This is a genomic window from Mesorhizobium sp. LNJC405B00, assembly GCF_000502615.1.
In the GTDB taxonomy this organism is placed as follows: Bacteria; Pseudomonadota; Alphaproteobacteria; order Rhizobiales; family Rhizobiaceae; genus Mesorhizobium.
Window position 1 is genome coordinate 206,330 of the sequence record NZ_AYWC01000007.1, and the last position, 25,876, is coordinate 232,205.

The 25,876-nt window shown below is 62.7% G+C and carries 28 protein-coding genes; 8 read left to right on the plus strand and 20 right to left on the minus strand.

The window, feature by feature from the left end; translation table 11 throughout:
* Positions 1-142: 142 nt before the first annotated feature.
* The 7 genes from rseP to X756_RS150315 all read right to left on the minus strand — a co-directional run bounded on the left by rseP (position 143) and on the right by X756_RS150315 (position 6,170).
* On the minus strand, positions 143-1,285 hold the full coding sequence (gene rseP, locus X756_RS150340; RefSeq protein ID WP_023693444.1) for an RIP metalloprotease RseP: 1,143 nt from the start codon (positions 1,283-1,285) through the stop codon (positions 143-145).
* Positions 1,286-1,388: 103 nt separating this feature from the next.
* On the minus strand, positions 1,389-2,204 hold the full coding sequence (locus X756_RS150335; RefSeq protein WP_023730117.1) for a phosphatidate cytidylyltransferase: 816 nt from the start codon (positions 2,202-2,204) through the stop codon (positions 1,389-1,391).
* An 11-nt stretch (positions 2,205-2,215) separates the two neighbouring features.
* Complete coding sequence (locus X756_RS0134535) at positions 2,216-2,989, minus strand: isoprenyl transferase (protein WP_280790565.1); 774 nt, start codon at positions 2,987-2,989, stop codon at positions 2,216-2,218.
* Positions 2,970-3,524, minus strand: a complete 555-nt coding sequence (gene frr, locus X756_RS150330; protein ID WP_023671027.1) for a ribosome recycling factor — start codon at positions 3,522-3,524, stop codon at positions 2,970-2,972. The genes X756_RS0134535 and frr overlap by 20 nt, the downstream gene beginning before the upstream one ends.
* Positions 3,525-3,625: 101 nt before the next feature.
* The gene (gene pyrH, locus X756_RS150325) at positions 3,626-4,348 is read right to left on the minus strand and encodes a UMP kinase (RefSeq protein ID WP_023671026.1); all 723 of its coding nucleotides are present in this window, start codon (positions 4,346-4,348) and stop codon (positions 3,626-3,628) included.
* Between the two features lie 150 nt (positions 4,349-4,498).
* On the minus strand, positions 4,499-5,608 hold the full coding sequence (locus tag X756_RS150320; protein WP_023730118.1) for an aldo/keto reductase: 1,110 nt from the start codon (positions 5,606-5,608) through the stop codon (positions 4,499-4,501).
* Between the two features lie 34 nt (positions 5,609-5,642).
* Positions 5,643-6,170, minus strand: a complete 528-nt coding sequence (locus X756_RS150315; RefSeq protein ID WP_023730119.1) for a nuclear transport factor 2 family protein — start codon at positions 6,168-6,170, stop codon at positions 5,643-5,645.
* A gap of 99 nt (positions 6,171-6,269) precedes the next feature.
* On the opposite strand from X756_RS150315, the gene X756_RS150310 reads away from it, so the two are divergent.
* A complete protein-coding gene (locus X756_RS150310; protein ID WP_023684689.1) occupies positions 6,270-7,196 on the plus strand; it encodes a LysR family transcriptional regulator in 927 nt (308 codons plus the stop codon).
* A 33-nt stretch (positions 7,197-7,229) separates the two neighbouring features.
* Here the strand turns inward: X756_RS150310 and tsf are convergent, their stop codons facing one another.
* The 5 genes from tsf to X756_RS150285 form a co-directional block, all read right to left on the minus strand.
* A complete protein-coding gene (gene tsf, locus X756_RS150305) occupies positions 7,230-8,150 on the minus strand; it encodes a translation elongation factor Ts (RefSeq protein ID WP_023684688.1) in 921 nt (306 codons plus the stop codon).
* Between the two features lie 108 nt (positions 8,151-8,258).
* On the minus strand, positions 8,259-9,047 hold the full coding sequence (rpsB, locus tag X756_RS150300; RefSeq protein ID WP_023671022.1) for a 30S ribosomal protein S2: 789 nt from the start codon (positions 9,045-9,047) through the stop codon (positions 8,259-8,261).
* Positions 9,048-9,224: 177 nt separating this feature from the next.
* A complete protein-coding gene (locus tag X756_RS150295) occupies positions 9,225-9,836 on the minus strand; it encodes a LysE family translocator (protein WP_023730120.1) in 612 nt (203 codons plus the stop codon).
* The gene (locus X756_RS150290; protein WP_023730121.1) at positions 9,833-10,111 is read right to left on the minus strand and encodes a DUF4031 domain-containing protein; all 279 of its coding nucleotides are present in this window, start codon (positions 10,109-10,111) and stop codon (positions 9,833-9,835) included. Before X756_RS150290 ends, X756_RS150295 begins: the two co-directional genes overlap by 4 nt.
* Positions 10,112-10,155: 44 nt before the next feature.
* Positions 10,156-10,986, minus strand: a complete 831-nt coding sequence (locus X756_RS150285; RefSeq protein WP_023730122.1) for a cell envelope integrity EipB family protein — start codon at positions 10,984-10,986, stop codon at positions 10,156-10,158.
* A 138-nt stretch (positions 10,987-11,124) separates the two neighbouring features.
* Between X756_RS150285 and X756_RS150280 the strand changes: the two genes are divergently transcribed.
* From X756_RS150280 to X756_RS14115, 5 genes are all read left to right on the plus strand, one after another.
* Entirely contained in the window at positions 11,125-11,589 is a 465-nt protein-coding gene (locus X756_RS150280; RefSeq protein ID WP_023693441.1) for a RidA family protein, read from the plus strand.
* A gap of 14 nt (positions 11,590-11,603) precedes the next feature.
* Positions 11,604-12,344, plus strand: coding sequence for a glycerophosphodiester phosphodiesterase (locus X756_RS150275; RefSeq protein WP_023693440.1), 741 nt, complete (start codon positions 11,604-11,606; stop codon positions 12,342-12,344).
* 42 nt (positions 12,345-12,386) lie between these two features.
* On the plus strand, positions 12,387-13,601 hold the full coding sequence (locus X756_RS150270) for a GNAT family N-acetyltransferase (RefSeq protein ID WP_023730123.1): 1,215 nt from the start codon (positions 12,387-12,389) through the stop codon (positions 13,599-13,601).
* Positions 13,602-13,697: 96 nt separating this feature from the next.
* The gene (locus X756_RS150265; protein ID WP_023730124.1) at positions 13,698-14,126 is read left to right on the plus strand and encodes an HIT family protein; all 429 of its coding nucleotides are present in this window, start codon (positions 13,698-13,700) and stop codon (positions 14,124-14,126) included.
* 224 nt (positions 14,127-14,350) lie between these two features.
* Positions 14,351-15,340: a phosphatase PAP2 family protein gene (locus X756_RS14115; RefSeq protein ID WP_245264515.1), complete on the plus strand. Its 990-nt coding sequence runs from the start codon at positions 14,351-14,353 to the stop codon at positions 15,338-15,340.
* Positions 15,341-15,443: 103 nt separating this feature from the next.
* On the opposite strand, the gene clpA is transcribed toward X756_RS14115, so the two are convergent.
* The 3 genes from clpA to X756_RS150250 form a co-directional block, all read right to left on the minus strand.
* Complete coding sequence (gene clpA, locus X756_RS150260; protein ID WP_023671013.1) at positions 15,444-17,933, minus strand: ATP-dependent Clp protease ATP-binding subunit ClpA; 2,490 nt, start codon at positions 17,931-17,933, stop codon at positions 15,444-15,446.
* A gap of 6 nt (positions 17,934-17,939) precedes the next feature.
* Positions 17,940-18,266: an ATP-dependent Clp protease adapter ClpS gene (clpS, locus tag X756_RS150255; RefSeq protein WP_023671012.1), complete on the minus strand. Its 327-nt coding sequence runs from the start codon at positions 18,264-18,266 to the stop codon at positions 17,940-17,942.
* 277 nt (positions 18,267-18,543) lie between these two features.
* Positions 18,544-18,873 carry a phasin family protein gene (locus tag X756_RS150250; protein WP_023671011.1) on the minus strand — a complete coding sequence of 110 codons (330 nt, stop codon included), beginning with the start codon at positions 18,871-18,873 and terminating at the stop codon, positions 18,544-18,546.
* Between the two features lie 283 nt (positions 18,874-19,156).
* Here X756_RS150250 and X756_RS150245 point away from each other — a divergent pair, with 283 nt between their 5' ends.
* Positions 19,157-20,608, plus strand: a complete 1,452-nt coding sequence (locus X756_RS150245) for a D-alanyl-D-alanine carboxypeptidase (protein WP_023730127.1) — start codon at positions 19,157-19,159, stop codon at positions 20,606-20,608.
* A gap of 46 nt (positions 20,609-20,654) precedes the next feature.
* Here X756_RS150245 and X756_RS150240 read toward each other — a convergent pair whose 3' ends face one another.
* The 4 genes from X756_RS150240 to X756_RS150225 all read right to left on the minus strand — a co-directional run bounded on the left by X756_RS150240 (position 20,655) and on the right by X756_RS150225 (position 24,107).
* Positions 20,655-21,353, minus strand: a complete 699-nt coding sequence (locus X756_RS150240; protein WP_023730128.1) for a DnaJ domain-containing protein — start codon at positions 21,351-21,353, stop codon at positions 20,655-20,657.
* Positions 21,353-22,084: a hypothetical protein gene (locus X756_RS150235; RefSeq protein ID WP_023730129.1), complete on the minus strand. Its 732-nt coding sequence runs from the start codon at positions 22,082-22,084 to the stop codon at positions 21,353-21,355. Before X756_RS150235 ends, X756_RS150240 begins: the two co-directional genes overlap by 1 nt.
* Before the next feature lie 103 nt (positions 22,085-22,187).
* The gene (locus X756_RS150230; protein ID WP_023671006.1) at positions 22,188-22,625 is read right to left on the minus strand and encodes a DUF1489 family protein; all 438 of its coding nucleotides are present in this window, start codon (positions 22,623-22,625) and stop codon (positions 22,188-22,190) included.
* Positions 22,626-22,703: 78 nt separating this feature from the next.
* Positions 22,704-24,107: an L-serine ammonia-lyase gene (locus X756_RS150225; RefSeq protein ID WP_023730130.1), complete on the minus strand. Its 1,404-nt coding sequence runs from the start codon at positions 24,105-24,107 to the stop codon at positions 22,704-22,706.
* A gap of 272 nt (positions 24,108-24,379) precedes the next feature.
* Between X756_RS150225 and X756_RS150220 the strand changes: the two genes are divergently transcribed.
* Positions 24,380-25,123, plus strand: coding sequence for a DUF599 domain-containing protein (locus X756_RS150220; protein WP_023730131.1), 744 nt, complete (start codon positions 24,380-24,382; stop codon positions 25,121-25,123).
* On the opposite strand, the gene X756_RS150215 is transcribed toward X756_RS150220, so the two are convergent.
* A complete protein-coding gene (locus X756_RS150215) occupies positions 25,072-25,869 on the minus strand; it encodes a YdcF family protein (protein WP_023730132.1) in 798 nt (265 codons plus the stop codon). The two genes, X756_RS150220 and X756_RS150215, sit on opposite strands and share 52 nt — an antisense overlap.
* Positions 25,870-25,876 lie beyond the last annotated feature (7 nt).

Here is a 25,876-nt window from a genome sequence, read left to right on the forward strand (position 1 = left end):
CCGGATTTTCCCTACACGCAAGGCTTCTGGTTAATTTGTAATTACTTAACCCTGATGCGTGGCTTTCGCGTCACGCATACCCCCGTGCATGGTAAACGGCGTCTCAACATTGCCGGTGCTGAAGCCAAATTTCTTCATGATTTCAGCACCCAAACAGATCGTTCCAGAAGACGAAGCCCATAAATCCCAGCACCAGAAAGAGGCCGGCCCGGTATCCCATTTCCATCATCCGCTCCGATACCGGACGCCGGAAAACGGCTTCGAGTGCGTAGAACAGGAGATGGCCGCCGTCGAGGGGGGGAATCGGCAAAAGGTTCAGAATTCCGATCCCGACCGACAGGCCGGCGACGAGTTGCACCAGCCATAGGAAGCCCAGCTTTGCCGCCTGCCCCGACATCTTGGCGATCTTGATCGGGCCGCCCAGCTGGCATTTGTCTTCGCGGCCGACAACGAATCGCTGCAGGAACTGGCCGGTGCGCTGAATGACGTGCCCCGTCTCCTCGACCGCGGCGCCGACTGCTCCGACAGGGCTGTAGGTGATCAGCCTGGGCTGGCCGACATCCTTGTTGTTGACGACGCCGATGACGGCCACCTTGACCTTGTTGCCCAGTGCGTCCAGCTGCTCCATCGGCTCCGGCGTCGCGACGACCGTGACCTCCTTGCCGTCGCGCAACATGGTGAAGGTGATGGCGTCGCCGCCGCGGCCTGAGACCAGGCGTTGGACGTCGGCGAAGGTCTCAACCTTGCTGCCGTCGACGGCGACGAATCGGTCGCCTGGCAAAATGCCGGCCCTTGCGGCTGGACTGCCGGCGGTGACCGCCGCCACCATCGGCTCAAACACAGGGCGGCCATAGAGGGAAAACAGCACGGCAAAGACGGCAATGGTCAAAAGGAAGTTGAACAGCGGTCCGGCCACGACCGTGGCGGCGCGTTTCCAGATGGGTTGCGTGTGGAAGGCGACCTTGCGTTCAGCGTCAGTCAGCGTTTCCAGATCTTCCGAACTCGGCTGGCTCGACGTGGCGCTCATGTCGCCGACGAATTTGACATAACCGCCGAGCGGTATGGCGCAGAGCTTCCAGCGCGTGCCGTGGCTGTCGTTGAAGCCGAGAAGTTCGGGGCCGAAGCCGATCGAAAAGGCCTTCACGCCAATGCCGCACCAGCGGCCGACCAGGTAATGGCCCATTTCGTGAATGAAGACGACCACGGTCAGCACGAACAGAAACGGCACCAGCGTGCCGAGGACAAAGCCTTCCGTGCTGAAAAACGCGTGAAGAATTTCGTTCAAGTCATGCCCTCAAATTCACCCGCGGCAAAAGGTGTCGCCGCGACTGTGACATCAATCCAGGCGAATCCGTGGCGTGCGCCATTTCTTCGCCGTGAAATATCACTCAAGCCGGAAACAGCCCCTGCGCCGGATGATCGGCGCCCGCCGAAATCCAGCCGATCACGTATAGGGCAAAAGCCGCCGCGACAAGCCCGTCCACCCTGTCCATGACACCGCCATGCCCGGGTATCAACGCGCTTGAATCCTTGCGGCCGTGGCGGCGCTTGACCCAGGATTCGAAGAGATCGCCAGCCTGGGCAACAATCGACAGCACCAGAGCAACCAAGGCGAGGACGCCAAGATTGCCGGCCCCGGCGGCGGCAGCCAGAAGCACGCCGGCGGCCACGCCGCCGACAGCGCCGCCAAGCGCGCCGCTCTGCGTCTTGCCAGGGGATATAGATGGCGCGAGCTTGGGCCCACCGACGGAGCGGCCGACGAAATAGGCGAAGATGTCGGTCGCCCAGACCACGGCGAACAGAAACAGGATTGCGACCAAGCCGGGATGGTCGCCGCCGCGCAGCAGCGCCAGGGATAAGCTGGACAAAGCCGCGTAGGCAAGACCGGCTGCATCCCATTGCGCCGCTCCACGCATACGGGCGCCGACAGCAGCGACCACAACCATGGCCAGGACAAGAGACAGAAGCCACGATGCCGGCACGCCTGCAACCAGGGCGACGACGAAAACCAGAAGCAGCGCTTCGGGAATGAAGCCGAGGGTCGCACCGGCCAAGGGGCGCGACATGCGCGCCCATTCATAGAAGATGACCGCCGATATCCCGGCGCAAAGCAGGCGGAACCACAGCCCTCCCAACCAGGTCAGGCCAAGCGCTATTGCGGCCAGCACCAGCGCCGAGACGATGCGAAGCTGAAGATTGTTCATCCCGCCGCCGATCACGAGGCAGCGACATCTTGAGCGGCAAGCCCGCCAAAACGGCGCTCGCGGCCAGCAAAATCGCGCAATGCGTCGGCCAGGTGTTCGCGGCTGAAGTCAGGCCAGTAGCAAGGCAGAAAAACCAGTTCGCTGTAGGCTGCCTGCCACAGAAGGAAGTTCGACAGCCGAAGCTCGCCACTGGTGCGGATGACCAGCTCCGGATCGGGAATGCCTGCGGTGTCGAGGGCGCCGGCAAAAGTGTCTGCCGTGATCGCCTCTGCGTCGATCTCGCCGCGCGCCACTGCGGCTGCGAGCTTGCGTGCCGTGCGCACGATCTCGTCGCGCCCGCCATAGTTGAAGGCGATGACCAAGGTCAGCGATTCATTGCGCGCAGTCAGCGATTCGGCCTCTTCGAGCAGGCCCCTGATGTCCGGCTGCAGCCCCGCCCTGTCACCGATGATCCTGACGCGCACGCCGTTCTGGTGCAGTTCGGCCAGATCGCGGCGGATGAACAGCTTCAAAAGCCCCATCAGGTCGCTGACTTCGGCCTTGGGCCGCGACCAGTTTTCCGACGAAAAGGCGTAGACGGTCAGGAAGGAAATGCCGAGACCGGGCGCGGCGCGCACCGTCTTGCGCAGCGCTTCGACGCCGGCGCGATGGCCGGCAAGCCGCGGCATGCCGCGCGCCTTGGCCCAGCGTCCGTTTCCATCCATGATGATCGCGACATGCGCGGGCGTTGCCATTGTCTCGCTTTCGGGCCGGTGTGGGCCGACCCTAGACCTGCATGATTTCAGCTTCCTTATCGGAAAGCAGGTGATCGATGGTGCTGATCGTTTCGTCGGTCAGCTTCTGGACCTGATCGGAGCGCTTGCGCTGATCGTCCTCGCTGATGTCGCCGTCCTTTTCCGCCTTCTTCAAGAAGTCCATGCCGTCGCGACGGACATGGCGCACCGCAACGCGGGCGTTCTCGGCGTAGCCATGCGAAATCTTGACCAGTTCCTTGCGGCGCTGCTCGTTGAGCTCGGGCAGCGGAATCCTGAGGTTGGTGCCGTCGACGATCGGATTGAAGCCGAGATTGGATTCTCTGATGGCACGGTCGACCGCGCCGACCATCGACTTGTCCCATACCGAAACCGAGATCATGCGCGGCTCCGGCACCGACACGTTCGCCACCTGGTTGATGGGCATGGTGGTGCCGTAGGCCTGGACCTGGATGGCGTCGAGCAGATTGCTGGAGGCACGGCCGGTGCGCAGCGAAGCCAGATCGTGCTTGAAGGCGGCGATCGCGCCATCCATGCGCCGCTTGAGGTCGTCGAACTCACCACTCATCTTAGTCTCCTCGACCCGTTTGATCCGGGTTCAGTGCTTAGGGCCCATATTCGGACCCGCTTTCGAAAACTGATCTCCTTTTTAGGAGAGTATACTCCGGGTCACTCGTCGGCGACGATCGTGCAACGGCCGCCGCCCCGCAGAATATCGCCGAAACCACCTTTTTCGTGGATCGAATAGACGATTATCGGGATGTTGTTTTCGCGCGCAAGTGCAATTGCGGCGGTATCCATGATCGAAAGGCCCTTGTTGATGACTTCGGCATGGCTGATGCGCTCGAAGCGGGTCGCATTCGGATCCTTCTTGGGATCGGCCGAATAGACGCCGTCGACCTGGGTGCCCTTGAACAACGCGTCGGCGCCGATCTCGGCGGCGCGCAAGGCCGCGGCCGAATCGGTGGTGAAGAACGGATTGCCGGTGCCGCCGGCGAAAATGACGACCTTGCCCTGGTTCATATAGGCGGTGGCCTGGCGCTGGGAAAAACTCTCGCAAAGTTCGGGCATGGCGATGGCCGACAGCACGACGGCATCGACGCCGATCTTGTTCAGCGAGGTGCGCAGCGCCAGCGAGTTGATGACGGTGGCCAGCATGCCCATGTGGTCGCCGGTGACGCGGTCGCCGCCCTTGGATGCCACCGCCACGCCGCGAAAGATATTGCCGCCGCCAATGACGACGCCGACCTCGATGCCAAGTGCGCGGGCTTCGGCGATGTCGGCGGCGATTCGGTCGACCACCGAGACATCGATGCCGAAATGCTGCTCGCCCATCAACGCTTCGCCCGACGCTTTCAGCAGGACACGTCGATAGAGGGGCTTTGCCGTCATCTGGACCTCGTCATTGTTGCGTGTGGCAGCCTGGGCAGGCCGCCCTCGCGCGGGCGCCGCCGCTGGCGCGATGCCGAGTTCCGATACACGAAGGGCGCCGCGATGTCACGCGGCGCCCCTCGCCCAATTCCGCCTTGCGGTCGCGGCCCGTCAGTTGCTGGTGATGCTGACGGCGTCGCCGTCGACCAGCAGCGGCGGCGCATAACCCAACGGCTTGTCGCCGGTCACGGCGCCGCCGGTAACCCGGGCTTGTATGTCGGAACCGAAATAGGCGTACGGGAATGGCGGCGGTGTCTTGCTGACCGTATCCAGCCGCGCGCGAAGCTCGGCGGGTAAAGTGAAATCCAACGCCGCCAGATTGTCCTGCAACTGCGCCAGCTTGGTGGCGCCAAGAATCACGGTGGCGATGCCCGGTTGCGTTGCCACCCAGTTGAGCGCGACCTGCGCCATGCTGCGTCCGAGTTCGGCGGCAACTTTTTCGAGCTCCGCCACGATCGCCCAGTTGCGCTCGGTGAACTTCTGGAACCCCGGATGAGTGGTGTTGCGAAAGCCGTCGAGCCGGCCGGCATGGCCTTCCTGCGTCGGCCGGTACTTGCCGCTGAGCAGCCCGCTGGCCAGCGGGCTCCACACCATGATTCCTGCGCCATGGCGGGTGCCGAAGGGCACGAACTCATTTTCGATCGAACGCTCCGCCAGCGAATATTCAAGCTGCAGGGCCGACACCGGCTCGTAGCCGCGCCACTCGGCGATCGTCTGCGCGCGGGCAGCATACCAGGCCGGCACATCGGACAGGCCGACATGGCGAATTTTGCCCGCACGCACGAGATCATCCATCGTGCGCATGACCTCCTCGGCCGGCGTCAGCCCGTCCCAGACATGGAGGAGGTAGAGGTCGATATAATCAGTGCCCAACCGCTTCAGGGAAGCGTCCACGGCGCGCAAGATGTTCTTGCGGCCATTGCCGCCGGCGTTCGGATTGCCGGGCTCCGCGTTGAAGGTGAATTTCGTGGCGATCACCGCTCTGTCGCGCAAGCCTCGCTCGGCGATGAATTCGCCGAGCCAGGTTTCGGCTGTGCCGCCGGTGTAGAGGTCGGCGGTGTCGAAGAAATTGCCGCCGGCCTCGACATAGGCGTCGGCCATGGCGCGCGCGGTTTCCCTGTCCGCGCCCCAGCCCCATTCGGTGCCAAAGGTCATGGTGCCCAGTGCCAGCCGGCTGACGCGCAGGCCGCTGTTGCCCAGTGTGTAATAGCTCATGGTCATGGTGTCTTTCCTATCCTGATTTCTTGACGCCGGCTCACTGGCCAGGCGTCATCTTGACCCAGGGATTGCCGCGCTCATGCGTGGCGCGGAAAACGAAGCCGTCGACTTTCCAGCCGGTCCCGGAGCGAACCAGATGGTGCTCGTAGGTGCCCCAGACTTCCCACAGCGGGTCGCCATTGCCTTCCATCCGGTTCCAGGCATAGCCGTTCGAAGAGACGGTCGCCGCGTCCGCCTCAAAGATCACCTGGTGATTGGTGCGCAGATGCAGGCTGGTCTTGCTGCCCCTGAGGTTGCCGGCCCAGGTACCGATCAGATTGTCGGAGGGGATGGTGGCGGCAGGCTGTCCTGACAGGCTGCTGAAGTCGACGGTGACACGCTCGGCGAAATAGGAGCGGGCAAGCTTCCAGTCCTGCGCATCGACGGCACGGTCGATGGCGTCGGCGATGCGGATGACGGCGCGTTCGTCGGCGAGCGCGCGCCAACCGGACGGCTCGGCGCCGCCGGCATCGACCGGCGCTAGGGCAAGGTCTGCGGCGAAGGTAGCGTGTTTCAAGGCATCCATCTCTCTTCTCCTTTGTGCATCGGTGATCGCAATATGGGTCAGCCTGTCGGCATCGAGAAGATTGAAGTGTTCGCAAGGACTATGCGATATCATGCATGAATGGACCGGGATCTGCTCAGTCATTTGCCTGTCATCGTCGCCGTTGCCCGACGCGGCGGCTTTGCGCTTGCCGCGGCCGAACTGGGCATGTCCCCATCTGCCGTCAGCCATGCGGTGCGCCTCGTGGAGGAGCGGATCGGCCAGCCGCTGTTTGCGCGCACCACGCGCAGCGTCTCGCTGACGGAAGCCGGCAAGGCGCTGGTGGACACGGCAGCCCCTGCCCTCCAGGATATCGCCGACCGGATGGACCGCATCCGAGCCATCAAGGGCCGGCCCTCCGGCTTGCTCAGGTTGAACGTTCCCAACATCGCCGTTCCACTTGCCGTCACTCCCGTGGCCGCCGCGATGGCTGAACGCTATCCTGATGTGACCATCGAATTGCTCACCGACCAGGGGCTGGTGGACATTGTCGGCGAGGGTTTTGATGCCGGCATCCGGCTGGGCGAGATGATCGCACAGGACATGGTCACGGTCCGGCTGACGCCGCCATTCAACGCCGTGATCGTCGCCTCCCCCGCCTATGTCGGCCGGCATGGCCGTCCGCGCGGTGTGGCGGATCTTTCGGACCACAATTGCATCGGCTACCGGCTTGTGCGCTCCGGCGCACTCTATCGCTGGGACCTGACCGAGGACGGCAAGGATGTGGTGGCCGAGACGAAGGGTACGGTCATCGTCACCGATTCGCTGGCCGCGATCGACCTTGCGCTTGCCGGCGTCGGGCTGACCTATGTGTTCGAGCCGCTGGTGCGCGCGGAATTGGCCGCCGGCCGCCTCGTTCAGATCCTGCCGCAAACGGCGATCGAGGAGCCCGGCCTCTTCCTTTACTTCCCGCGCAGGGCGTCGACGGCGCCAAAGCTCAGGGCCTTCATCGACACCGCACAAGAAATCGGCCGAGCATCCTTGCGGACACCCGGCCGAGTTGCCTGAGCTGAGAAGCCCTTTTAGGGGCTATTTTTAAAACTACTTCTTCACCGCCGCCGCGACTTCCGCCGCGAAATCGGTCTCTTCCTTTTCGATGCCTTCGCCCAGCGCAAAGCGCAGATAGGCGGAGATCTTGGCCGGAGCGCCGATGTCCTTCTCGGCATCCTTCAGCGCCTGCTCGACAGTGATGTCGGGATTGAGCACGAAGGCCTGCTTGAGGAGCACGACTTCCTCGTAGAACTTGCGCAGGCGGCCTTCGACCATCTTTTCGATGATCGCTTCCGGCTTGCCGGACTGGCGCGCCTGGTCGGCGAAGATCGCCTTCTCGCGCTCGACCGCTGCCGGATCGATCTGCTCGGCGGTCAACGCCAGCGGGTTGGTGGCGGCGACATGCATGGCGACCTGGCGGCCAAAGGCGTTGGCGGCATGCTCATTGCCCGTCGTCTCGATCGCGACCAGAACGCCGAGCTTGCCAAGACCATCGGCAACCGCATTGTGGACGTAGGTTGCGACAGCACCGTGCGGGACGGTGAGCTTGGCCGAACGGCGGAAGCTCATGTTCTCGCCAATGGTGCCAACGGCGTCCTTGATGGTGTCGGTGACCGACTTGTCCGAACCCGGATACTTTGCGGCAGAGACAGCCTCCGTCGTGCCATAAGCAAGCGCGACCTTGGCGACATTGCGAACGATCTCCTGGAACTGCTCGTTGCGGGCCACGAAATCGGTCTCGGAGTTAACCTCGACGATGGCGGCCTCGCGGACGCCGGAGTCGACGCCGATCAGGCCTTCGGCGGCAGTACGGCCAGCCTTCTTGTCGGCCTTGGAAATGCCCTTCTTGCGCAGCCAGTCGACGGCCTCTTCGATGTTGCCGTTGGTCTCGGTCAACGCCGCCTTGCAGTCCATCATGCCCGCGCCGGTCAAGTCGCGGAGTTCTTTGACCTGTGCAGCCGAAATGCTCATTGTCGCCTCTTTGTTTTAAATGCACCGACGCACCACCGGTACTCGGTGATGCGTCCGTCTAGCGTGCCAAATATGAGAATGATGAAGGCCGCAACCGGCCTTCGACTGTCAAGCTTCCGGAGCGTCCGCAGCCGGGGCCGGAGCCGGATCAAGCGCCGGTTCGACCGGAGCTTCGACCGAGGCGCCGATGTCGACGCCGAGCGCGCCCTGCTGGCGGGCGATGCCGTCGATGGCAGCCTTGGCGATCAGGTCGCAATAGAGCTGGATGGCGCGCGCCGCGTCGTCATTACCGGGGATCGGGAAGTCGATCTTGTCCGGATCGCAGTTCGAATCGATGATGGCGACGACCGGAATGCCGAGGCGCTTGGCCTCGAGAATGGCGATCGCTTCCTTGTTGGTGTCGATGACGAACATCAGGTCGGGGGTCGAGCCCATGTCCTTGATACCGCCGAGCGCCTTGTCGAGCTTCTCGCGCTCGCGGTCGAGGTTCAGGCGTTCCTTCTTGGTCAGGCCCTGGGCCTCACCGGCCAGCATCTCATCGAGCTTGCGCAGGCGCTGGATCGAATTCGAGATCGTCTTCCAGTTGGTCAGCATGCCGCCGAGCCAACGCGAGTTGACATAGTATTGGGCCGAACGCTGTGCGGCGTCGGCGACGATGTCGGATGCCTGGCGCTTGGTGCCGACGAACAGCACGCGGCCGCCCTTGGCAACGGTGTCGGAAACCTGCTTCAGAGCCTGGTGCAGCAAAGGCACCGTCTGCGACAGGTCGATGATGTGGATGTTGTTGCGGGCGCCGTAGATGTAAGGCGCCATCTTTGGGTTCCAGCGGTGGGTCTGGTGGCCGAAGTGAATGCCAGCTTCCAAAAGCTGGCGCATGCTGAAATCAGGCAGTGCCATTCTTAGTTCCTTTTCCGGTTAGCCTCCACGGACACAGGCATTTTTGGACTTTGTCCTCGAACGCCACCGGAGGTTTCAGCCGGATTTCTCCCGGGCAGACACCAAAGTCCGTGTGTGGAATGAGCGCGCATATAGAGGGGAAGCGCTGCAAACGCAAGCGGTGAGGTGCTTCATCGCTCAGCGTGCGGCAATCAGCGCTCCGGTGCCGATCATGGCGCTGCCGGCGAACCGGTTAATCAGCCGCATGCGTTCGGGCGTCCTGAGCCAGCCGGATGCCCTGCCCGCCAGCGCGGCGTAGATGCCCATGGTGAGAATATTGGCGCCGACGACGACTGCCACCACCAGCAGGCCGTCGGCAAACGTCATGGTGTCGAGGTTGAGGATCAGCGGCATGATCGAGGCGTGGAACAGGATCGCCTTCGGGTTGCCGAGCGCCACGGAGGCGCCAAGCAGGAACGACCGCGACAATCCGGTTTGGGGGATTCCTTGCGCGGCCGATTGCGCGGCCGCGGCCCGCCACATCTTGATGCCGAGGAAAATCAGGTAGGCCGCACCGGCGTATTTCAACAGGAGAAACACCCATTCGAAGGTCTGGGCCAGCGCCACCAGCCCGAGCAGTGCCAGGGTGACCAGCACGGCATCACCGGCGGCAATGCCCATTCCGGCGACGAACGCACGCAGGAAGCCGCGTGCCACGCCGTTGGTGATCACCGTGAACATCGCCGGTCCCGGCGTGGCGGCGGCAAGTGTGATGGCAAGGCAATAAGCCAGGAATGCCGTTAGCGTCACGATCGGCCCTTTCCGTTGGGTACCCGTATGCGCCTGAAGATCGCAACGATCTCCTCGCGGCTGCATTCGATGGCGCCGAGCCGCACCGCCCGGTCGCGCTCGAAGCCGGTTATGTCATAGTGCGGCGCCGATGTCCTGGGCGGCCCCTGGTAGGACGAACGCTTGACGCCAAGCTCGGCGGCGAAACGATGCAGTTCGTCCGTATCGTCGGCCATCAGGTGGCACCAGCGATGGCCGGCCCATTTCCAGATCGCCGCATCGACATAGACCGCCATCGGGAACTGCCATCAAGCCTGCCGTGGCCAGCGCCGCATTGTTGCTATTTCGAGACCGGGCAAGGCTTGGTCTGATCGAACAGCGACAGGTTGACCAGCTTTCCGGTCATCGAGAACTCGCCATAGTCCATTGTGAGGTCGCGGGTGATGCCGTTCTCGTGCAGCTTGAAGCTGATGCGGTATTCCGGCACCTCTTCGCCCGATTTGTCGGTCTCGTCGAAATAGGCGATGTCGACCGGCCAGTATTTGTCGCCGGCAAGCCTGGCCAGCGCCGGCGCTTCGGGGTCGGCCTTGTCGCCCTCGGCCTTCTTGCCGACGATGACGGTGGTGGTCATCACCTTGTTGGCATCCTCCGAACCGTCGAACAGGCTGGTTTCGTAGAAATTCTCGCCCTTCTCGGCCTTGCCGATCAGTTCGACCAGATGCTGGGTCGGGAACTGAGTGGCGGCGAGTTCCAGGCTGTTCTTCTCGGGCTTGTCGATGTCGACCTTGAGGCCCTTGGTCTCTTTCGTGGCGGTGCCCTTGACCTCCTTGTCGAGGTTCTGGTCGACGAAGGATTTGGTCACGAACGAGAAGGTCTTGCCTTCGGCGTCCTCGAACGTGGTCGTCTGCTGGTCGGTCAGCCTGGTGTTGTCGCCGGTGGCGATCTGGGTGACGAAACGGAATTTTACCGTATAGCCCTCGCAGGGCGAGCCGTTGAACTCATAGACCATGCGGCCGGAAATGCCGGTGATGCCCGAGCGGTCCGACGCCTTGTCGAGGGTAAGATCGTAGACGGCGCGATGCGCCTGCAGCGCCGGCACGGCAAAGGCCGGAGCCATCGAGAACAGCACCGGAACGAGAACGGCGTGGAAGGCAAGGCGCGTTGCGCGCATAAGGGGCTCCGATCGTCGCAGCTGATGGCAGGCCGCAGGTAAAGATGGTCCAGCTTAAAAAAAGTCGTGGCGGAAGCGAGGCAAAAATAGCAATTTCGGCCCGGCCAGCGCGGCGTCTCCAAGCAATAGGGAAATACCATGAGTGAAACAATCGAAAAGCGGCTAAGCGATCTCGGCGTGACGATACCTGCCGCCGCAGCGCCCGCCGCGAACTATGTGCCCTATTGCAGGTCCGGCAATCTTTTGTTCACCGCCGGGCAGTTGCCGCTCAAGGACGGCAAGCTGCAGGCAAGCGGCCTGCTCGGCCGCGACGTCGACACGGCAACCGGCAAGGAAGGCGCAAAGTACTGTGCAATCAACATCTTGGCGCAGGCAAAAGCAGCACTTGGCGATCTCGAAAAAATCCAGCGGCTGGTCAAGATCACCGTCTTTGTTGCATCAGTGCCGGATTTCGTCGAGCAGCATCTGGTCGCCAATGGCGCCTCCGATTTCCTGGTCGCGGCCCTTGGCGAGCGCGGCAAGCATGCCCGCTCCGCCGTCGGCACCGCCTGTCTGCCGCTTAATGCCGCAGTGGAAATCGAAGCCGTCTTCGAGGTCGCATGAGCAGGACCAAGACAATGACCGACCTTTCCTGGCTGACCGCCCGGCCGGTGGCGCATCGCGGCTTTCACGACATGAACAAGACGCGCTGGGAAAACACGCTGTCGGCCTTCGCTGCTGCCGCCGAGCGCGGCTATGCGATCGAATGCGACGTGCACCTCTCATCCGACCGCGTTCCCGTCATCATCCATGACGGCGACCTCAAGCGGCTGACCGGCCAGGACGGCTTTGTCTGGCAGCGCACGGCAGCGGAACTGGCGGCGCTCAGGATCGGCGGCACCAAGGACCATGTGCCGACACTGCAAGAAGCGCTCGACCTGGTCGACGGCCGTGTGCCGATGATTGTCGAACTGAAGGGTGTGCCCGGTTACGACGAGGGCTTGGTGGCAAGCGTCGGCAAGATGCTGGAGCGCTACAAGGGCAAGGCGGCGATCATGTCGTTCGACCACTGGCTGGTCCGCGACTTCCCTAGGGATGCGCCTGGCATTCCGGGTGGGCTGACCGCCTACGGCAGGGACAATCAGTTGATCGAGGCGCATTTTGCCATGCTGGCACATGACCTCGCCTTCACCTCCTATGCCGCGGGCGATCTGCCGAACCCGTTCGTCAGCTTCGTGCGCGAAAGGCTTAAAATGCCTGTCATCACCTGGACGGTGCATGACCAGCCGGCGGTGGATCTCACTTTCAAATACGCCGACCAGATGACGTTCGAAGGGTTCGAACCCGATCTGTCAGTGTCGCCTGATGGAAGTGCCTGAAACGTGACTTGTAGCGGCCCCGACAGAGCTTAAATAAGCCCCATGGATCAGGGTGATGAAGGCGACGGGCAAACGGCGAATGCGGAGTTTTCCATCCGCGTCGCCGCCGGCATCAATGCCTTCACCTGCGACGAGTGGAACGGCTTTACCGGCACAACCCGCAGCGACACAGAAAATGGCTATAACCCTCTCGTTTCATATGCTTTTCTGAGCGCGCTTGAAGATTCCGGCTGCGCCGTGCGGCGTACCGGCTGGCAAGGTCATCATCTCAGACTGGAAAATGCCCAAGGCAGATTGCTGGGCGCCGTGCCCTGCTATCTCAAATCGCACAGCCAGGGCGAATATGTCTTCGACCACGGCTGGTCCGATGCGTTCGAACGCGCCGGCGGCAACTACTATCCGAAACTGCAATGCGCCGTGCCGTTCTCTCCGGTCACCGGCCCTCGCCTGCTGGTCAGCAAGGGCGAGGACAGCGCCATTGTGAAGGCCGGTCTCGCAGCGGGCCTGAAGGCGGTGACGGAAAAGCTCGGCGTGTCCTCCGCGCATGTCACCTTCGCCAGTGAAAGCGACGTTGCAACGCTGGAAGCAGCCGGCTTCCTGCACCGCACCGACCAGCAGTTCCACTTCTTCAACGAAGGCTTTTCGACCTATGACGATTTCCTCGCTACGCTGGCATCGCGCAAGCGCAAGGCGATGAAGAAGGAGCGGCGCGAGGCGCTCGCCAACGATATCTCGATCGACCGGCTGACCGGCAAGGACGTGACCGAAAGGGCCTGGGACGATTTCTTCGCCTTCTATATGGACACCGGCAGCCGCAAATGGGGCCGGCCTTATCTCAACCGCAAGTTCTTCTCGCTGATCGGCGAGCGCATGTCCCAGGATATCCTGTTGGTAATGGCCAAGCGCAATGGCCGCTATGTCGCCGGCGCCATCAACTTCATCGGCTCCGATGCGCTCTACGGCCGCAATTGGGGCTGCATCGAGGACCACCCGTTCCTGCATTTCGAAGTTTGCTACCATCAGGCCATCGACTTCGCCATCGAGCGTAAGCTGAAGGTGGTCGAGGCCGGCGCGCAGGGTGAGCACAAGCTGGCGCGCGGCTATCGTCCCGTGACCATGCATTCGGCGCACTACATCGCACATCCCGGCCTGCGCAATGCTGTGGCCGACTATCTCCGGCGGGAACGCCGCGAGGTCGAGCGGATGGGCGAAATCCTGGAAGAGCATACGCCGTTCCGCAAGGATCTTGAGGAATAGCGATCCGCCCCTGCCCTCGCCTGTCGATATCGCCGGACCATCTTGCCGGTCCGGGACAGCTTCGCTACACCGGGAGCATACTCCCGGAGCGCCGCCATGACCGAGGCCTACGACCCCAGCAATATCTTCGCGAAGATCCTGCGCGGCGAAATCCCGTCGCACCGCGTCTACGAGGATGATGCCGTGGTCGCCTTCATGGATGTGATGCCGCAAGGCCCCGGTCACACGCTGGTGGTGCCCAAAGCACCGTCGCGCAATCTGCTCGATGCAGATCCGGCGACGCTCGGCCGGCTGTTCACCACGGTCCAGACGGTCGCGCTGGCGGTCAAAAAGGCTTTCGGCGCTGACGGGGTCACCATCCTGCAGTTCAACGAACCGGCGTCCGGCCAGACCGTCTACCACCTACATGTCCATGTCGTCCCGCGGTTCGAAGGCATCGCGCTCAAGCCGCATACGGGGCAGATGGAGAAGCCCGAAGTGCTGACGGAGAACGCGGCGAAGATCCGAGCAGCGCTGAACGGTTGAGGTGGCGCGCGCCTCAGGGCGATGCGCTCAGCCACAATCCACCACGTCGGTTAGGAAAATATCAAACCACCCCGTGATAAAGTGCCGTACCAGGATGCGTTTGGGTTTTAAAAATCGTGGAACATTCGGTTGCGACATCAGAGCCGTTGGTAAAAGCAGCTGCCGGGCGGGCCTTTCTGCGCACCTTGGCGGACGCGTACCGGCGACACCGCCTGCTGCACGCGATGGCCATCGCTGCCGTGCTTTTGGCAGCCGCGGTCGGCCTGCGCACCGGAAACATGCCGGATTTCGGCGTGCTGGAAGACTATGCCCAATACCTTCTTTTCGCTTTCTGGATCGGTGGCTGCGCCTTCGCACTCGGCAGCTTTTTTCACCTTGCGCTCATCAAGCGGGATCCTGAACCGCTCGGCACTTTTCTGCGATCGATCGGCGGCGTCTTCGGCGACGCCGAGCGCAACGCCAACAGCCTGAATGGTCTGCCGGCGAGCATTGCGCTCATATCCGCTTTCGGCGTGTTGAAAGGGGCGGTCGCGATCCTTTCGCCATTCGCATGGGATCACGCATTGGCGCAGGCCGACCGGGTGCTGCATTTCGGCCGAGCGCCCCATGAATGGCTATGGTTTATCGTCCAGTCGCCGCTCGCCGTAAGATCGTTCAACCTGGCTTACAATTCCTGGTTCGTCGTCCTTATCGCCTCGGTCTTCATCGCTTGCATCACGCGCAGGGACACGAAGCTGCGTCACCAGTTCCTGATGAGCTTCATGCTCGTGTGGATACTGGCGGGTTTTTTCCTGGCGATGGGCCTGTCTTCGGCAGGGCCGTGCTTTTACGAGCGACTGGGGCTGGGCAGCGACTATCATTCCCTGATGCAAGCACTCGCCGCCGCCGATCGCATCTATCCGATCTGGGCGCTCAGCACGCAGGACATTGTGTGGAGCGGCTATATCGGGGCGACGCCAGGCAGTCTCGGCATATCCGCCTTCCCGTCCATGCATGTGGCGATGGCGGTGCTTTTCGCGCTTTATGCAACACGCCGCTCACGGTTGGCCGGCCTTTTGATGTGGGCATTCGCCGCAATCATCATGGTCGGCTCGGTCGTCCTTGGCTGGCATTATGCCGTGGATGGCTATGCGAGCGTTCTGATTTCGATCGCCATCTGGAAGGCGTGCGGGTACTTCCTGGGCAAGTTTGCACCCGAGGGCGTCGCCGCCTGACCTAACAACATCTGACCTGAAAAGCAGGGGCGCTGTGTGGGCAAACCGGCCAGCCAATGAAAAAAGGGCCCGTCACCGGGCCCTTTTTTCATAGGTGAACTTTTTAGCTCTTGCGCGGCAGTTGCGGCACCAGGCTGCGCTTGCCGCCATCCTTGCCCTTGGGCTCAGGCTCGTCCTTGCCCTTGGGCTGAGGCTTCTGCGCCACCGCCTTCTTGGCGACGGGCTTCTTGGCCACCGCCTTGCGGGCTTTCGGCGCCTCTTCCGGCTCCTGCTTCGGCTGCACCGGGGCTTCGTCGGCCAGTGATTCGAGCTTCAGGCCGGTTTCGCCGGTTTCCTTCTTCTCGACGGTGACGCGCACCGTGCCGCCCTTCTTGAGCTTGCCGAACAGCACCTCGTCGGCCAACGGCTTCTTGATGTGCTCCTGGATGACCCGGCCGAGCGGCCGCGCACCCATGCGCTCATCATAGCCCTTGTCGGCCAGCCAGGCGATCGCGTCGGACGACAGGTCGAAGGTGACGCCCCGCTCGGAGAGCTGGGCCTCGAGCTGCATGACGAACTTCTGCACCACCTGATGGATGACCGGCACCGGCAGCGAGCCGAACGGGATGATCGCATCGAGACGGTTGCGGAACTCCGGCGTGAACAACCGGTTGATGGCCTCGACATCGTCGCCTTCGCGCTTGGTCGATCCGAAACCGATCGCCGCGCGCTGCGCATCGGATGCGCCCGCATTGGTGGTCATGATAAGGATGACATTGCGGAAGTCGATCTGCTTGCCGTTGTGGTCGGTCAGCTTGCCGTGGTCCATGACCTGCAACAGGATGTTGAACAGGTCCGGATGCGCCTTCTCGACTTCATCCAGCAAGAGCACGCAGTGCGGATGCTGGTCGACCCCGTCGGTAAGCAGACCGCCCTGGTCGAAGCCGACATAGCCGGGAGGCGCGCCGATCAACCGCGAGACGGTGTGGCGTTCCATATATTCCGACATGTCGAAGCGGATCAGCTCGACGCCGAGCGAGGCAGCCAACTGCTTGGCGACTTCGGTCTTGCCGACGCCGGTCGGGCCTGAGAACAGGTAGGAGCCGATCGGCTTTTCCGGTTCGCGCAGGCCGGCACGCGCCAGCTTGATCGCCGAGGTCAGCGCGGTGATGGCGGTGTCTTGGCCATAGACGACGCGCTTCAGCTCGATGTCGAGGCCTTGCAGCACCTTCTCGTCGTCTGCCGAAACCGTCTTCGGCGGGATGCGGGCCATCGTGGCGATCGTGGCTTCGATCTCCTTGATGCCGATCGTCTTCTTGCGCTTGGCTTCCGGCACCAGCATCTGCGAGGCGCCGGTCTCGTCGATCACGTCGATCGCCTTGTCCGGCAGCTTGCGGTCGTTGATGTAGCGGGCCGACAGTTCCACCGAAGCCTTGATCGCCTCGTTGGTGAACTTCACCTTGTGGAATTCCTCATAATAGGGCTTGAGGCCCTTCATGATCTCGATGGCGTCCTCGATGGTCGGCTCGTTGACGTCGATCTTCTGGAAGCGCCGCACCAGAGCGCGGTCCTTCTCGAAGAACTGGCGGAACTCCTTGTAAGTGGTCGAGCCGATGCAGCGGATGGCACCCGAAGACAGCGCCGGCTTCAACAGGTTCGACGCATCCATCGCGCCGCCGGACGTCGCACCGGCGCCGATGACAGTGTGGATCTCGTCGATGAACAGCACGGCGCCGGGATAATCCTCTAGCTCCTTGACAACCTGCTTCAGCCGCTCTTCGAAATCGCCACGGTAGCGGGTGCCGGCCAGAAGCGTGCCCATGTCGAGCGCGAAGATGGTGGCGTCCTGCAGCACTTCGGGCACGTCGCCTTCGACGATGCGCTTGGCCAGACCTTCGGCAATCGCAGTCTTGCCGACGCCGGGATCGCCGACATAGAGCGGGTTGTTCTTGGAGCGGCGGCACAGCACCTGGATGGTGCGGTTGATTTCGCTCTCGCGGCCGATCAGCGGATCGATCTTGCCGGCCTTGGCCTTGTTGTTGAGGTTGACGCAATAAGCCGTCAGCGCATCCTGCTGCTGCTTCTTCTTGCCGCCTTCCTCCTGCGGCTCGGCGCCGTTCTGGCCGCCCTGCTCGTCATCGGCGCCGCGCGGCGAGCGCGTCTCCGATGCGCCGGGGCGCTTGGCGATGCCGTGCGAGATGTAGTTGACCGCGTCGTAGCGGGTCATCTGCTGTTCCTGCAGGAAATAAGCGGCATGGCTCTCGCGCTCGGCAAAGATGGCGACGAGCACGTTGGCGCCGGACACTTCCTCGCGGCCGGATGACTGCACATGGATCACGGCGCGCTGGATGACGCGCTGGAAGCCGGCGGTCGGCTTGGAATCCTCATCGTAACCGGTGACCAGATTGTCGAGTTCGGTGTCGATATAGGTCAGAACGGTGTGCTTCAGCTCGTCGAGATCGACGTTGCAGGCGCGCATAACGGCGGCCGCCTCGGTGTCGTCGATGAGGGCGAGCAGCAGATGTTCTAGGGTTGCATATTCATGGTGCCGCTCATTGGCGAGCGTCAGCGCCTGGTGAAGCGCCTTTTCCAGGCCTTGGGAGAAAGCCGGCATGTTACCTCACTTCTTCTCCATCACGCATTGCAGCGGATGCTGATTCTGTCGGGCGAAATCCATGACCTGAGACACTTTGGTCTCGGCCACCTCGAATGTATAGACCCCGCACTCGCCCACCCCATGATTGTGAACATGAAGCATGATGCGTGTGGCGGCTTCGCGGTCCTTTTGAAAAAAACGCTCCAGGACGTGAACCACGAACTCCATGGGCGTATAGTCGTCGTTGAGGATGAGGACCCTGTAAAGGCTGGGCTTCTTGGTCTTGGTCTTGGTGCGCGTAATGACGGCTGTGCCGCGACCGGCCTCATTGCCGTCGCCGTCACTTTGCATCCGCACTACGCTTGTCGTGGCAGTCAAACCTGAAGTCACGTAATCCTGCCTCTTTCGAATCCCCATGGCGAGTTCGATATGTAGGTGTTCGATGGACGATTTTAAGCCCTTCTTGTTAGCTGACAATATGGCTAGGTGGGCAAACCGAGGCGATTTTCAAAATCGTGAACCGCCAAAGCCCCGGAATTGAAACCGGCATGAAAAAACCCGGCCGCGCATCCGCGACCGGGTCTGTTCTGCAAGCCCGAAAGGCCGTGCCTGGTATTCTCGAGCGAAATTACTTCGCCTTGGCGACAATCGATTCGAAGGGCTTGTAAGCCTCCTTGGCGAGATCGGCATAGAGATCGCCGAACTTGGTCGCCTCGGCAACGAAGCTCTCATAGCTCTGCTTGGCGAAGTCGGACTGGATCTCGACCGCCTTTTCCAGCGACTTGGCGGAGAACAGCTTTTCGACCGCGGCGCTGCCGGCTTCGAAGCTCTTCTTGGTGTATTCGCCAGCTTCAGTGGCGATCGCCTGCGCGCCCTTGGAGAGCGAGGTGAAGCTCTTCAATCCGGTATCGGCAAACTCCTTGCCGTATTTCGAGAAGTCCTCGTAGGTCTGGGTCATTTGACGTTTCCCTTGGCGTTTTGAAGCGCCCTTGCCTGAGCGCGGTTGTGCAATGCGCGAGAATACATTGTGCGCTGCACAAAAGTCAAGATTTCAGCGGCATCAGGCCGCGCTGCGCCGGCAACAGCTCAAATTCGAATAAAGAAAGGCTCAAGCCCGAGGAAAATGGTGAACGCGCCGGTTACCATAAACGGATTGGTAACGCTGGCCGCGATAGTTTGACGACAAGTGAGGTCGGATCCCTTTGCCGCCTCCATGGCAATGAGTTTCAAAGGAACTATCAGTGCGTCAGGCGTTGTCGGTCTTCGGTTCAAAATCCGCATCTTCCCTCAAAACGATCATGATCCTCGCTTTGGCGATGTCATTTGTCGTTGCGGATGCCGCGTCCTCGATGGCCGCCAGGTCTTCGGCGATCGTCGTCGACGCCAAGACCGGCAAGGTGCTTTATTCGTCCGATGCCAACGGCCGGCGCTACCCGGCGTCGCTGACCAAGATGATGACGCTCTATCTGACCTTCGAGGCCATGGCGAAGGGCCGGATCAGCAGGAACACGCCCGTGCCGTTCTCGGCCAAAGCGGCGGCCGAACCGCCGACCAAGCTCGGCGTCAAGGCGGGCGGAGCGGTTTCGGTCGAGACCGCCATCCTGTCGATGGTGACCAAGTCGGCCAATGATTCGGCGACCGCGCTCGGCGAACTGCTCGGCGGCAGCGAAAGCAATTTCGCCCGCATGATGACCGCCAAGGCGCGCGCGCTCGGCATGGACGGCACCGTGTTTCGCAATGCCAACGGCCTGCCCGATCCCGGCCAGTTCACAACCGCCCACGACATGGCGATGCTCGGCATAGCGCTCAGGGAACATTATCCGCAGTATTACGGCTATTTCTCGCAGCGCTCCTTCCTTTACGGCCGCCAGCGCATCAATGGCCACAACCGTCTGCTCGGCCGTATCAAGGGCGTCGACGGCATCAAGACCGGCTATACCCGCGCCTCCGGCTTCAACCTCGTCTCGTCGGTTTCGGATGGCAACCGCCGCCTCGTCGCCGTCGTCATGGGCGGCACTTCGGGGCGCAGCCGCGACAACCAGATGGCCGGCCTGATCAACGCCTACATGCCGCGCGCATCGACCCGCGGCGGCGGCGCCCTGGTCGCCAAGGCCGGCGGTGACAATCCGGTCAAGGCGCTGGCCAAGGTCTTCCTGCCCAAGCATGACGCGCCGACGCCGGATGGCAAGCCGATCGTTGAAGACGATCCCGTAGCGTCCAATGACGATCCGACATCCGCTGACGAGCAGTCTGCTGAAGGCCAGTCTGCCGACGAACAGACGGTGGTCGCGGTCGAAGAGCCCGCCCCCGTCGTCAAGACCAGGAAGGTCAAGACCGTCATCGTGACGGCGCCGAAGGTCGAAACTGCGCAGATTGTGGCTGCCTATGCCGAACCCACGCCTGTATCCCCACAGGCGGTCGACCCGGTCAACACGGCCTCGGTGCCGGCTGGTTGGGCGGTGCAGGTGGCGTCGGCGCCCAAGCAGTCCGAAGCCCAGGCTTTCCTCGACAAGACCGCCAAGCTGGCGCCCAAGGTTCTTGGGGCTGCTTCCGGTTTCACCGTCGCCTTCGAAAAGGATGGCGAGACCTATTACCGCGCCCGGTTCGGCGGCTTCCGCTCGAAGGACGCGGCCTGGAATGCCTGCAATGCCCTGAAGAAAAAGAAAATCGCCTGCTACGCCGTCCAACAGTAGGGCGGCGTCGGAACCATCTCCCGGAAATTTACTGCGTCGAAGGAGACTAGTTGTGATTGGAGAGCAAGACGTCCTTGGCTTCGTTGATCCGCGCCGCCAGGAAAGACGTGCCGCCGATGTCGGGGTGCAGGCGCTGCATCAGGCGGCGGTGCGCCTTGCGGACATCCGCCGCGGCGGCCCCCGCTTCAAGACCAAGGATCTTGTAGGCCTCCTCCTTAGTCATGGCGCCCGCACCTGGCGCAACACCCAGCCCTTCGCCACCGTTCGCCTCAGCGTCGTTGCGCCAGACGGGAAAACGGCCGTCAAGATACGTCTCTAGGAGCTGGCGGCTCTCCGGGTCGCCGGGGAGTTCGCGGTAAAGCTGCTGCAGTTCGGCCAGGCCCATCGCGCCCAGCATCTTGCCTTCATGGCGGCCGGCCAGAACCAGGCCTTCAAGCCCGCCCGTATCGTGATCAAGCTCCATTTCCAGTGCGGCGGTCCGCACCGTCGAGCGCTTGCCGGGCGCCGGCCCGACCGACGGCCGCTTCATTCGCATCGAACCGTACCAGGCAAGGGCCGCGGCCAGAATGAGGCCGGCAATGCCTTCGCGCCCGACCACCAGCACGGCGAGCCCGACCAGCGCCAGAAGCACCGGCCCGAGCGTGCGCATGCCGCTTGCCAGTTTTTGCGCATCGGCGCGGACAAAGATCGTCGCCGCGCCGAGCAGCACCAGAAACAGTGCAACAAGTGCAATGATAGCGCCCATCAATTCCCGCCGCCCCTGAGATGCTCGATCAGCAGCCGGTCTCCCGGCCTGTCCCTTGCCTCGAGCGCCTTCAATCCACCCGTCGCATAGACGGCGACCGCCGAAAGCAGCCCGGCCAAGGTCGCGGCAGCCCGCCGATCAAATCGGAACCAAGCCCCTTTGGACAGCCGCGCAATCTCCTTGAACGCCTTTTCTGCGCCGGGATCATGGCCTTCCTGGAAGACGAAGACGGGAACGCCGTGCAGACCGAGGCTGCCGGCCTTCTGCGCCAGGTCGTCGATATCCTCTTCCATGGCGTCGCCGATATAGACCAGAGCATTGACCTTGGCCGCCGCCGTTTCCCTCAGCGCATGCGCCAGCACCTTGCCGATCTGGGTGTGGCCGGCACGGCAGTCGATCCGCGTCATCAGCTGCTTCAGGGCATTGGTGTCGGCGACAAAAGCCGACGAGCGGCACTCGCCCAACCCGCGAAAATAGGCCAATTGGACACTGAGGGTGCCGGCCTTGCCGACGGCGTCGAACATCTCGCCCTGCAGCTTGGCGGCGACATCCCAGGTCGGCTGGCGGCTCATCGTTGCGTCGAGGGCAAGGATCAGCCGCCCGCAGCCGGTCGCGGACGCGGCAAGCGTCCGGGCCTGACGGATAAAGGCGTCGATCTCGCCGGCATTGGATTGAGGCTTGACCGGCGCAGGACTGGCCCTTGCGGGCACGCGCTGCTTCTTGTCGCTCATAAGAAGCAAGATGTGGCGTTGTCGGCCCCCTTGCAAGTCCAGCCTTGGACAAGATGAAGGGCCAGCGCTCGACGCTCTGGGAGAAGCGGCCGCGCCCTTGGCTCTACAGCAAGCCCAGGTCGGCGAGCTCGCGCTTCAGTTTCGGCGGCATCTCGACCATTCCGGCCTTGCCCTTGCCGATATCTGCGGGCGCATCCGACGGTTTGAGATAACGCCAGCCCTGGAAGGCGCGGCGCGGCTGCCAGTCGGTGCGCACGACGTCGAGGTCGAGCATCAGGCGGCAACGGCCGATGCCTTCGTCGTCGGTGAAGGGCCTGATATCAGTGATCAGCTGGCGGCATTGCACGCTGCCCTTGATCACCCAATAAAGCGAACCGCCATCGGTGACCTCGGCGCCGCGCGTCGGCACCATGCGGGTGGTGTGCCAGTGCTCGGCGGGCTCGCCGGCGCGGCGGCGCTCATCGAGGCGGAAGGCGATCCATTCTTCGAGGTCCTCGACGCTGTCGCAACCGACGCACAGTTTTAGGAGATTGAGTGCCATCGCTTAAGGTTTAGTCCGGCGCGCGATTGCGTCAACGGCCCTGCCCGACTTCTTCACAGTGCCAGTGGCGTTGCGCGGTCAGCATTCCACGACATTGACGGCGAGCCCACCAAGGCTGGTTTCCTTGTACTTCTCGTTCATGTCGAGGCCCGTCTGGCGCATTGTTTCGATCGCGGCGTCGAGCGGCACGAAATGGACGCCGTCGCCTTTGATCGCCAGAGAGGCGGCGGTGACCGCCTTGACGGCGCCGAGCGCGTTGCGCTCGATGCAAGGCACCTGGACCAGACCGCCGACCGGATCGCAAGTCATGCCGAGATGATGTTCGAGCGCGATTTCGGCGGCGTTCTCGACCTGCTCGGGCGTGCCGCCCATGACGGCGCAGAGACCCGCGGCAGCCATCGCCGAGGCCGAGCCGACCTCGCCCTGGCAGCCGACTTCGGCGCCGGAGATCGAGGCATTGGTCTTGATGATGCCGCCGACGGCGGCCGCCGTGAGCAGGAAGTCGCGGATGCTCGGCTGGTCAGCCTCGGGGTGGAAATGCAGCCAGTAACGCAGCACCGCCGGCAATGTGCCGGCCGCACCATTGGTGGGTGCGGTGACGACACGTCCACCGGCGGCGTTCTCTTCGTTCACCGCCATGGCGTAGATCGACAGCCAGTCATTGGCCAGCAAAGGGTTGGGCTTGTTCTGCTGCCATTGCTCCTGCAGCTTGTCGTGCAGCATGCGGGCACGACGGCGCACTTTCAGCCCGCCCGGCATGATGCCGTCCTGCGACAGGCCGCGGTCGATGCAGCCCTTCATGGCGCCCCAGATCGCATCAAGGCCGCTGTCGAGCTCCTCGCGCGACATATGCGTCTCTTCATTGATGCGCTTCATGTCGGCGATAGACAGGCCGCTTTTGCCTGCCATCTTCAGCATCTCGACGGCATTCTTGAAGGGATAGGGCACCTTCTTGCCTTCTGTGGTTACCGAGCCCTTGACCTTCATCCGCTGCAGCTCTTCCTCGGACACCACGAAGCCGCCGCCGATGGAATAGTAGATGCGCTTGAGCAGCAGCCGGTCGCCGGCATCGTAAGCGTAGAAGGCCATGCCGTTGGCGTGGCCGGTGAGCGGCGTCTTGCGGTCGAGCACCAGATCCGTCGCCGGGTCGAAGCGATAGGAGGGATGGCCGCGTGGCGATATCCGCTTCTCGGCGGCGATGCGCGTGGCGATTCCCTCGGCCTGATCGGGATCGACCGTCTGCGGTGTCAGGCCAGCAAGTCCGAGGACAACGGCGCGATCCGAGCCATGGCCGATACCGGTATAGGCGAGCGAGCCGTGCAGGCTGGCGCCAATGCGATCGACCTTGACGCCGGCCGGGCGCGGCCAGTCATCGCCGGCGATCTCGTCGAGAAACCGCCGCGCCGCTGTCATCGGTCCCATCGTGTGCGAACTCGACGGTCCGATGCCGATCTTGAACAGGTCGAAAACCGAAAGAAACACGCTGCGCCGTCTCCGGGAATGGGATCAAGACCTACATATAGGACTTTCCATGATGTTTGTGCTGTTTTGCGGATTGCGGCGCTGCACCTGCCGACCTTGTTTGCTCCGGCAGCGACATCACCGGCTGAAAGCGCGTCGCGCTGAAACGGATTCATGCGACGCGCTTTAAGTTCTTGTTTCAATGCATGTCGTTGTCCCAGAACCGCAGCTCACCTCTGGGCGGCATGCATTGGAGCATCGAACTGACCGCTTTGCCTGTGGTAAAAGGGGGCATGGGCGATTCCTTCCATCTGTCGACGGCTGATCTGGCGGCGCTGGCATTCTTCCTGCTCGCATGGTTGCTGCATACGCTGGCGTCCGACGGCAGACTGGTCAGCCGGGTGTCGTTGACAATGGCCATGAACGTGCAGCGCGAGGCCTGGATGCGCACCATGGCCGAGCGCGAAATCCGCATCGTCGACACCGCCATCATGAGCGGCCTGCAGCAAGGCACCGCCTTTTTCGCCTCCAGTTCGCTGATTGCGCTCGGTGGCTGTTTCGCGCTGCTTGGCGCCTCGGATCAGGTCCTTGCCGTGCTGAACGATCTGCCGTTGAACGCGACCTCATCGCGCTCCGCCTTTCAGATCAAGGTCTTTGGCCTGGTCCTGATCCTGGCCTTCGCCTTCTTCAAGTTCGGCTGGGCCTACCGTCTCTTCAACTACTGCACGATCCTGATCGGCGCGGTGCCGATCCCCTATGGCGAGGCGTCACGCAACCCGGTCAGCGAAACGGCGGTGTGGCGCGCGGCGCGCATGAACATGCTGGCCGGCAAGCATTTCAATTCAGGCCTGCGCGCGGTGTTCTTCTCGATCGGCTATCTCGGCTGGTTCGTCGACCCGATCGTGTTCGTGCTGTCGACGCTGCTGCTACTGGCAGTGCTGGTGCGGCGTCAGTTCTTTTCCGCCGCAAGGCAAGCCGTGATCGGTCAGCCGCCCGGGCCGGGGAAAAACTGGTCGATCCGGCCCGACAGCCAATAGGCGGCGAGGCCGATCCATTCGCGGATCGCAATGGTGGTGGTCTGCAGCGAATCGGGTGCGTTGTCGCGAAACAGGCCAAAGCCTTCCTTGCCCGAGGTGCGATAGTCGACCGGCCACGGGACCGTCTGAAAGCCGGCCTTGTCGAACAGCGCCTTGGCGCGCGGCATGTGGAAGGCGGAGGTGACAAGCAGCCAGGTCTCGCCCGGTTTCGGTGTTACCAGTTCCTTGGTGAAGACCGCATTCTCATAGGTGTTGCGGGATTTGTTCTCGAGCATCAAGCGATCGGCGTCGACGCCAAGCGCACCGAGCAGGCGCGGCGCGGTGGCCGCATCGCCCTCGCCATCGATGAACAGTTCACCGGTGCCGCCGGAGATAACCACTTTCGCCTCGGGAAAGCGCCGGGCAAGGATCGCCGCCTCCACCATGCGGTCGCCGCCGGAATTCAGCTCATAGCCGCCGCGCGCCAAGTTGATGGCGCCCTCGAAGCCGCCGCCGAGCACGACAATGCCGTCGACCTTCCGCGGCAGCGGCGGCTTTGGGAAGCGCTCTTCGAGCGGATTGAGCATCATGGCGCCAAGCGACGTCCAGGCCGACAGCGCCAGAATCAGGAAGGCGAACACACTGCCCGTCGCCGCCAATCGCCGGCGGCCGATCAGCGCCGCGAGCAAGCCGGCAAGCAGCAGGAAGATCGCCAGGTTGAGTGGTTGGACGAAGAACCAGAATACCTTGGAGAGATAGAAGAACATTGCCTGC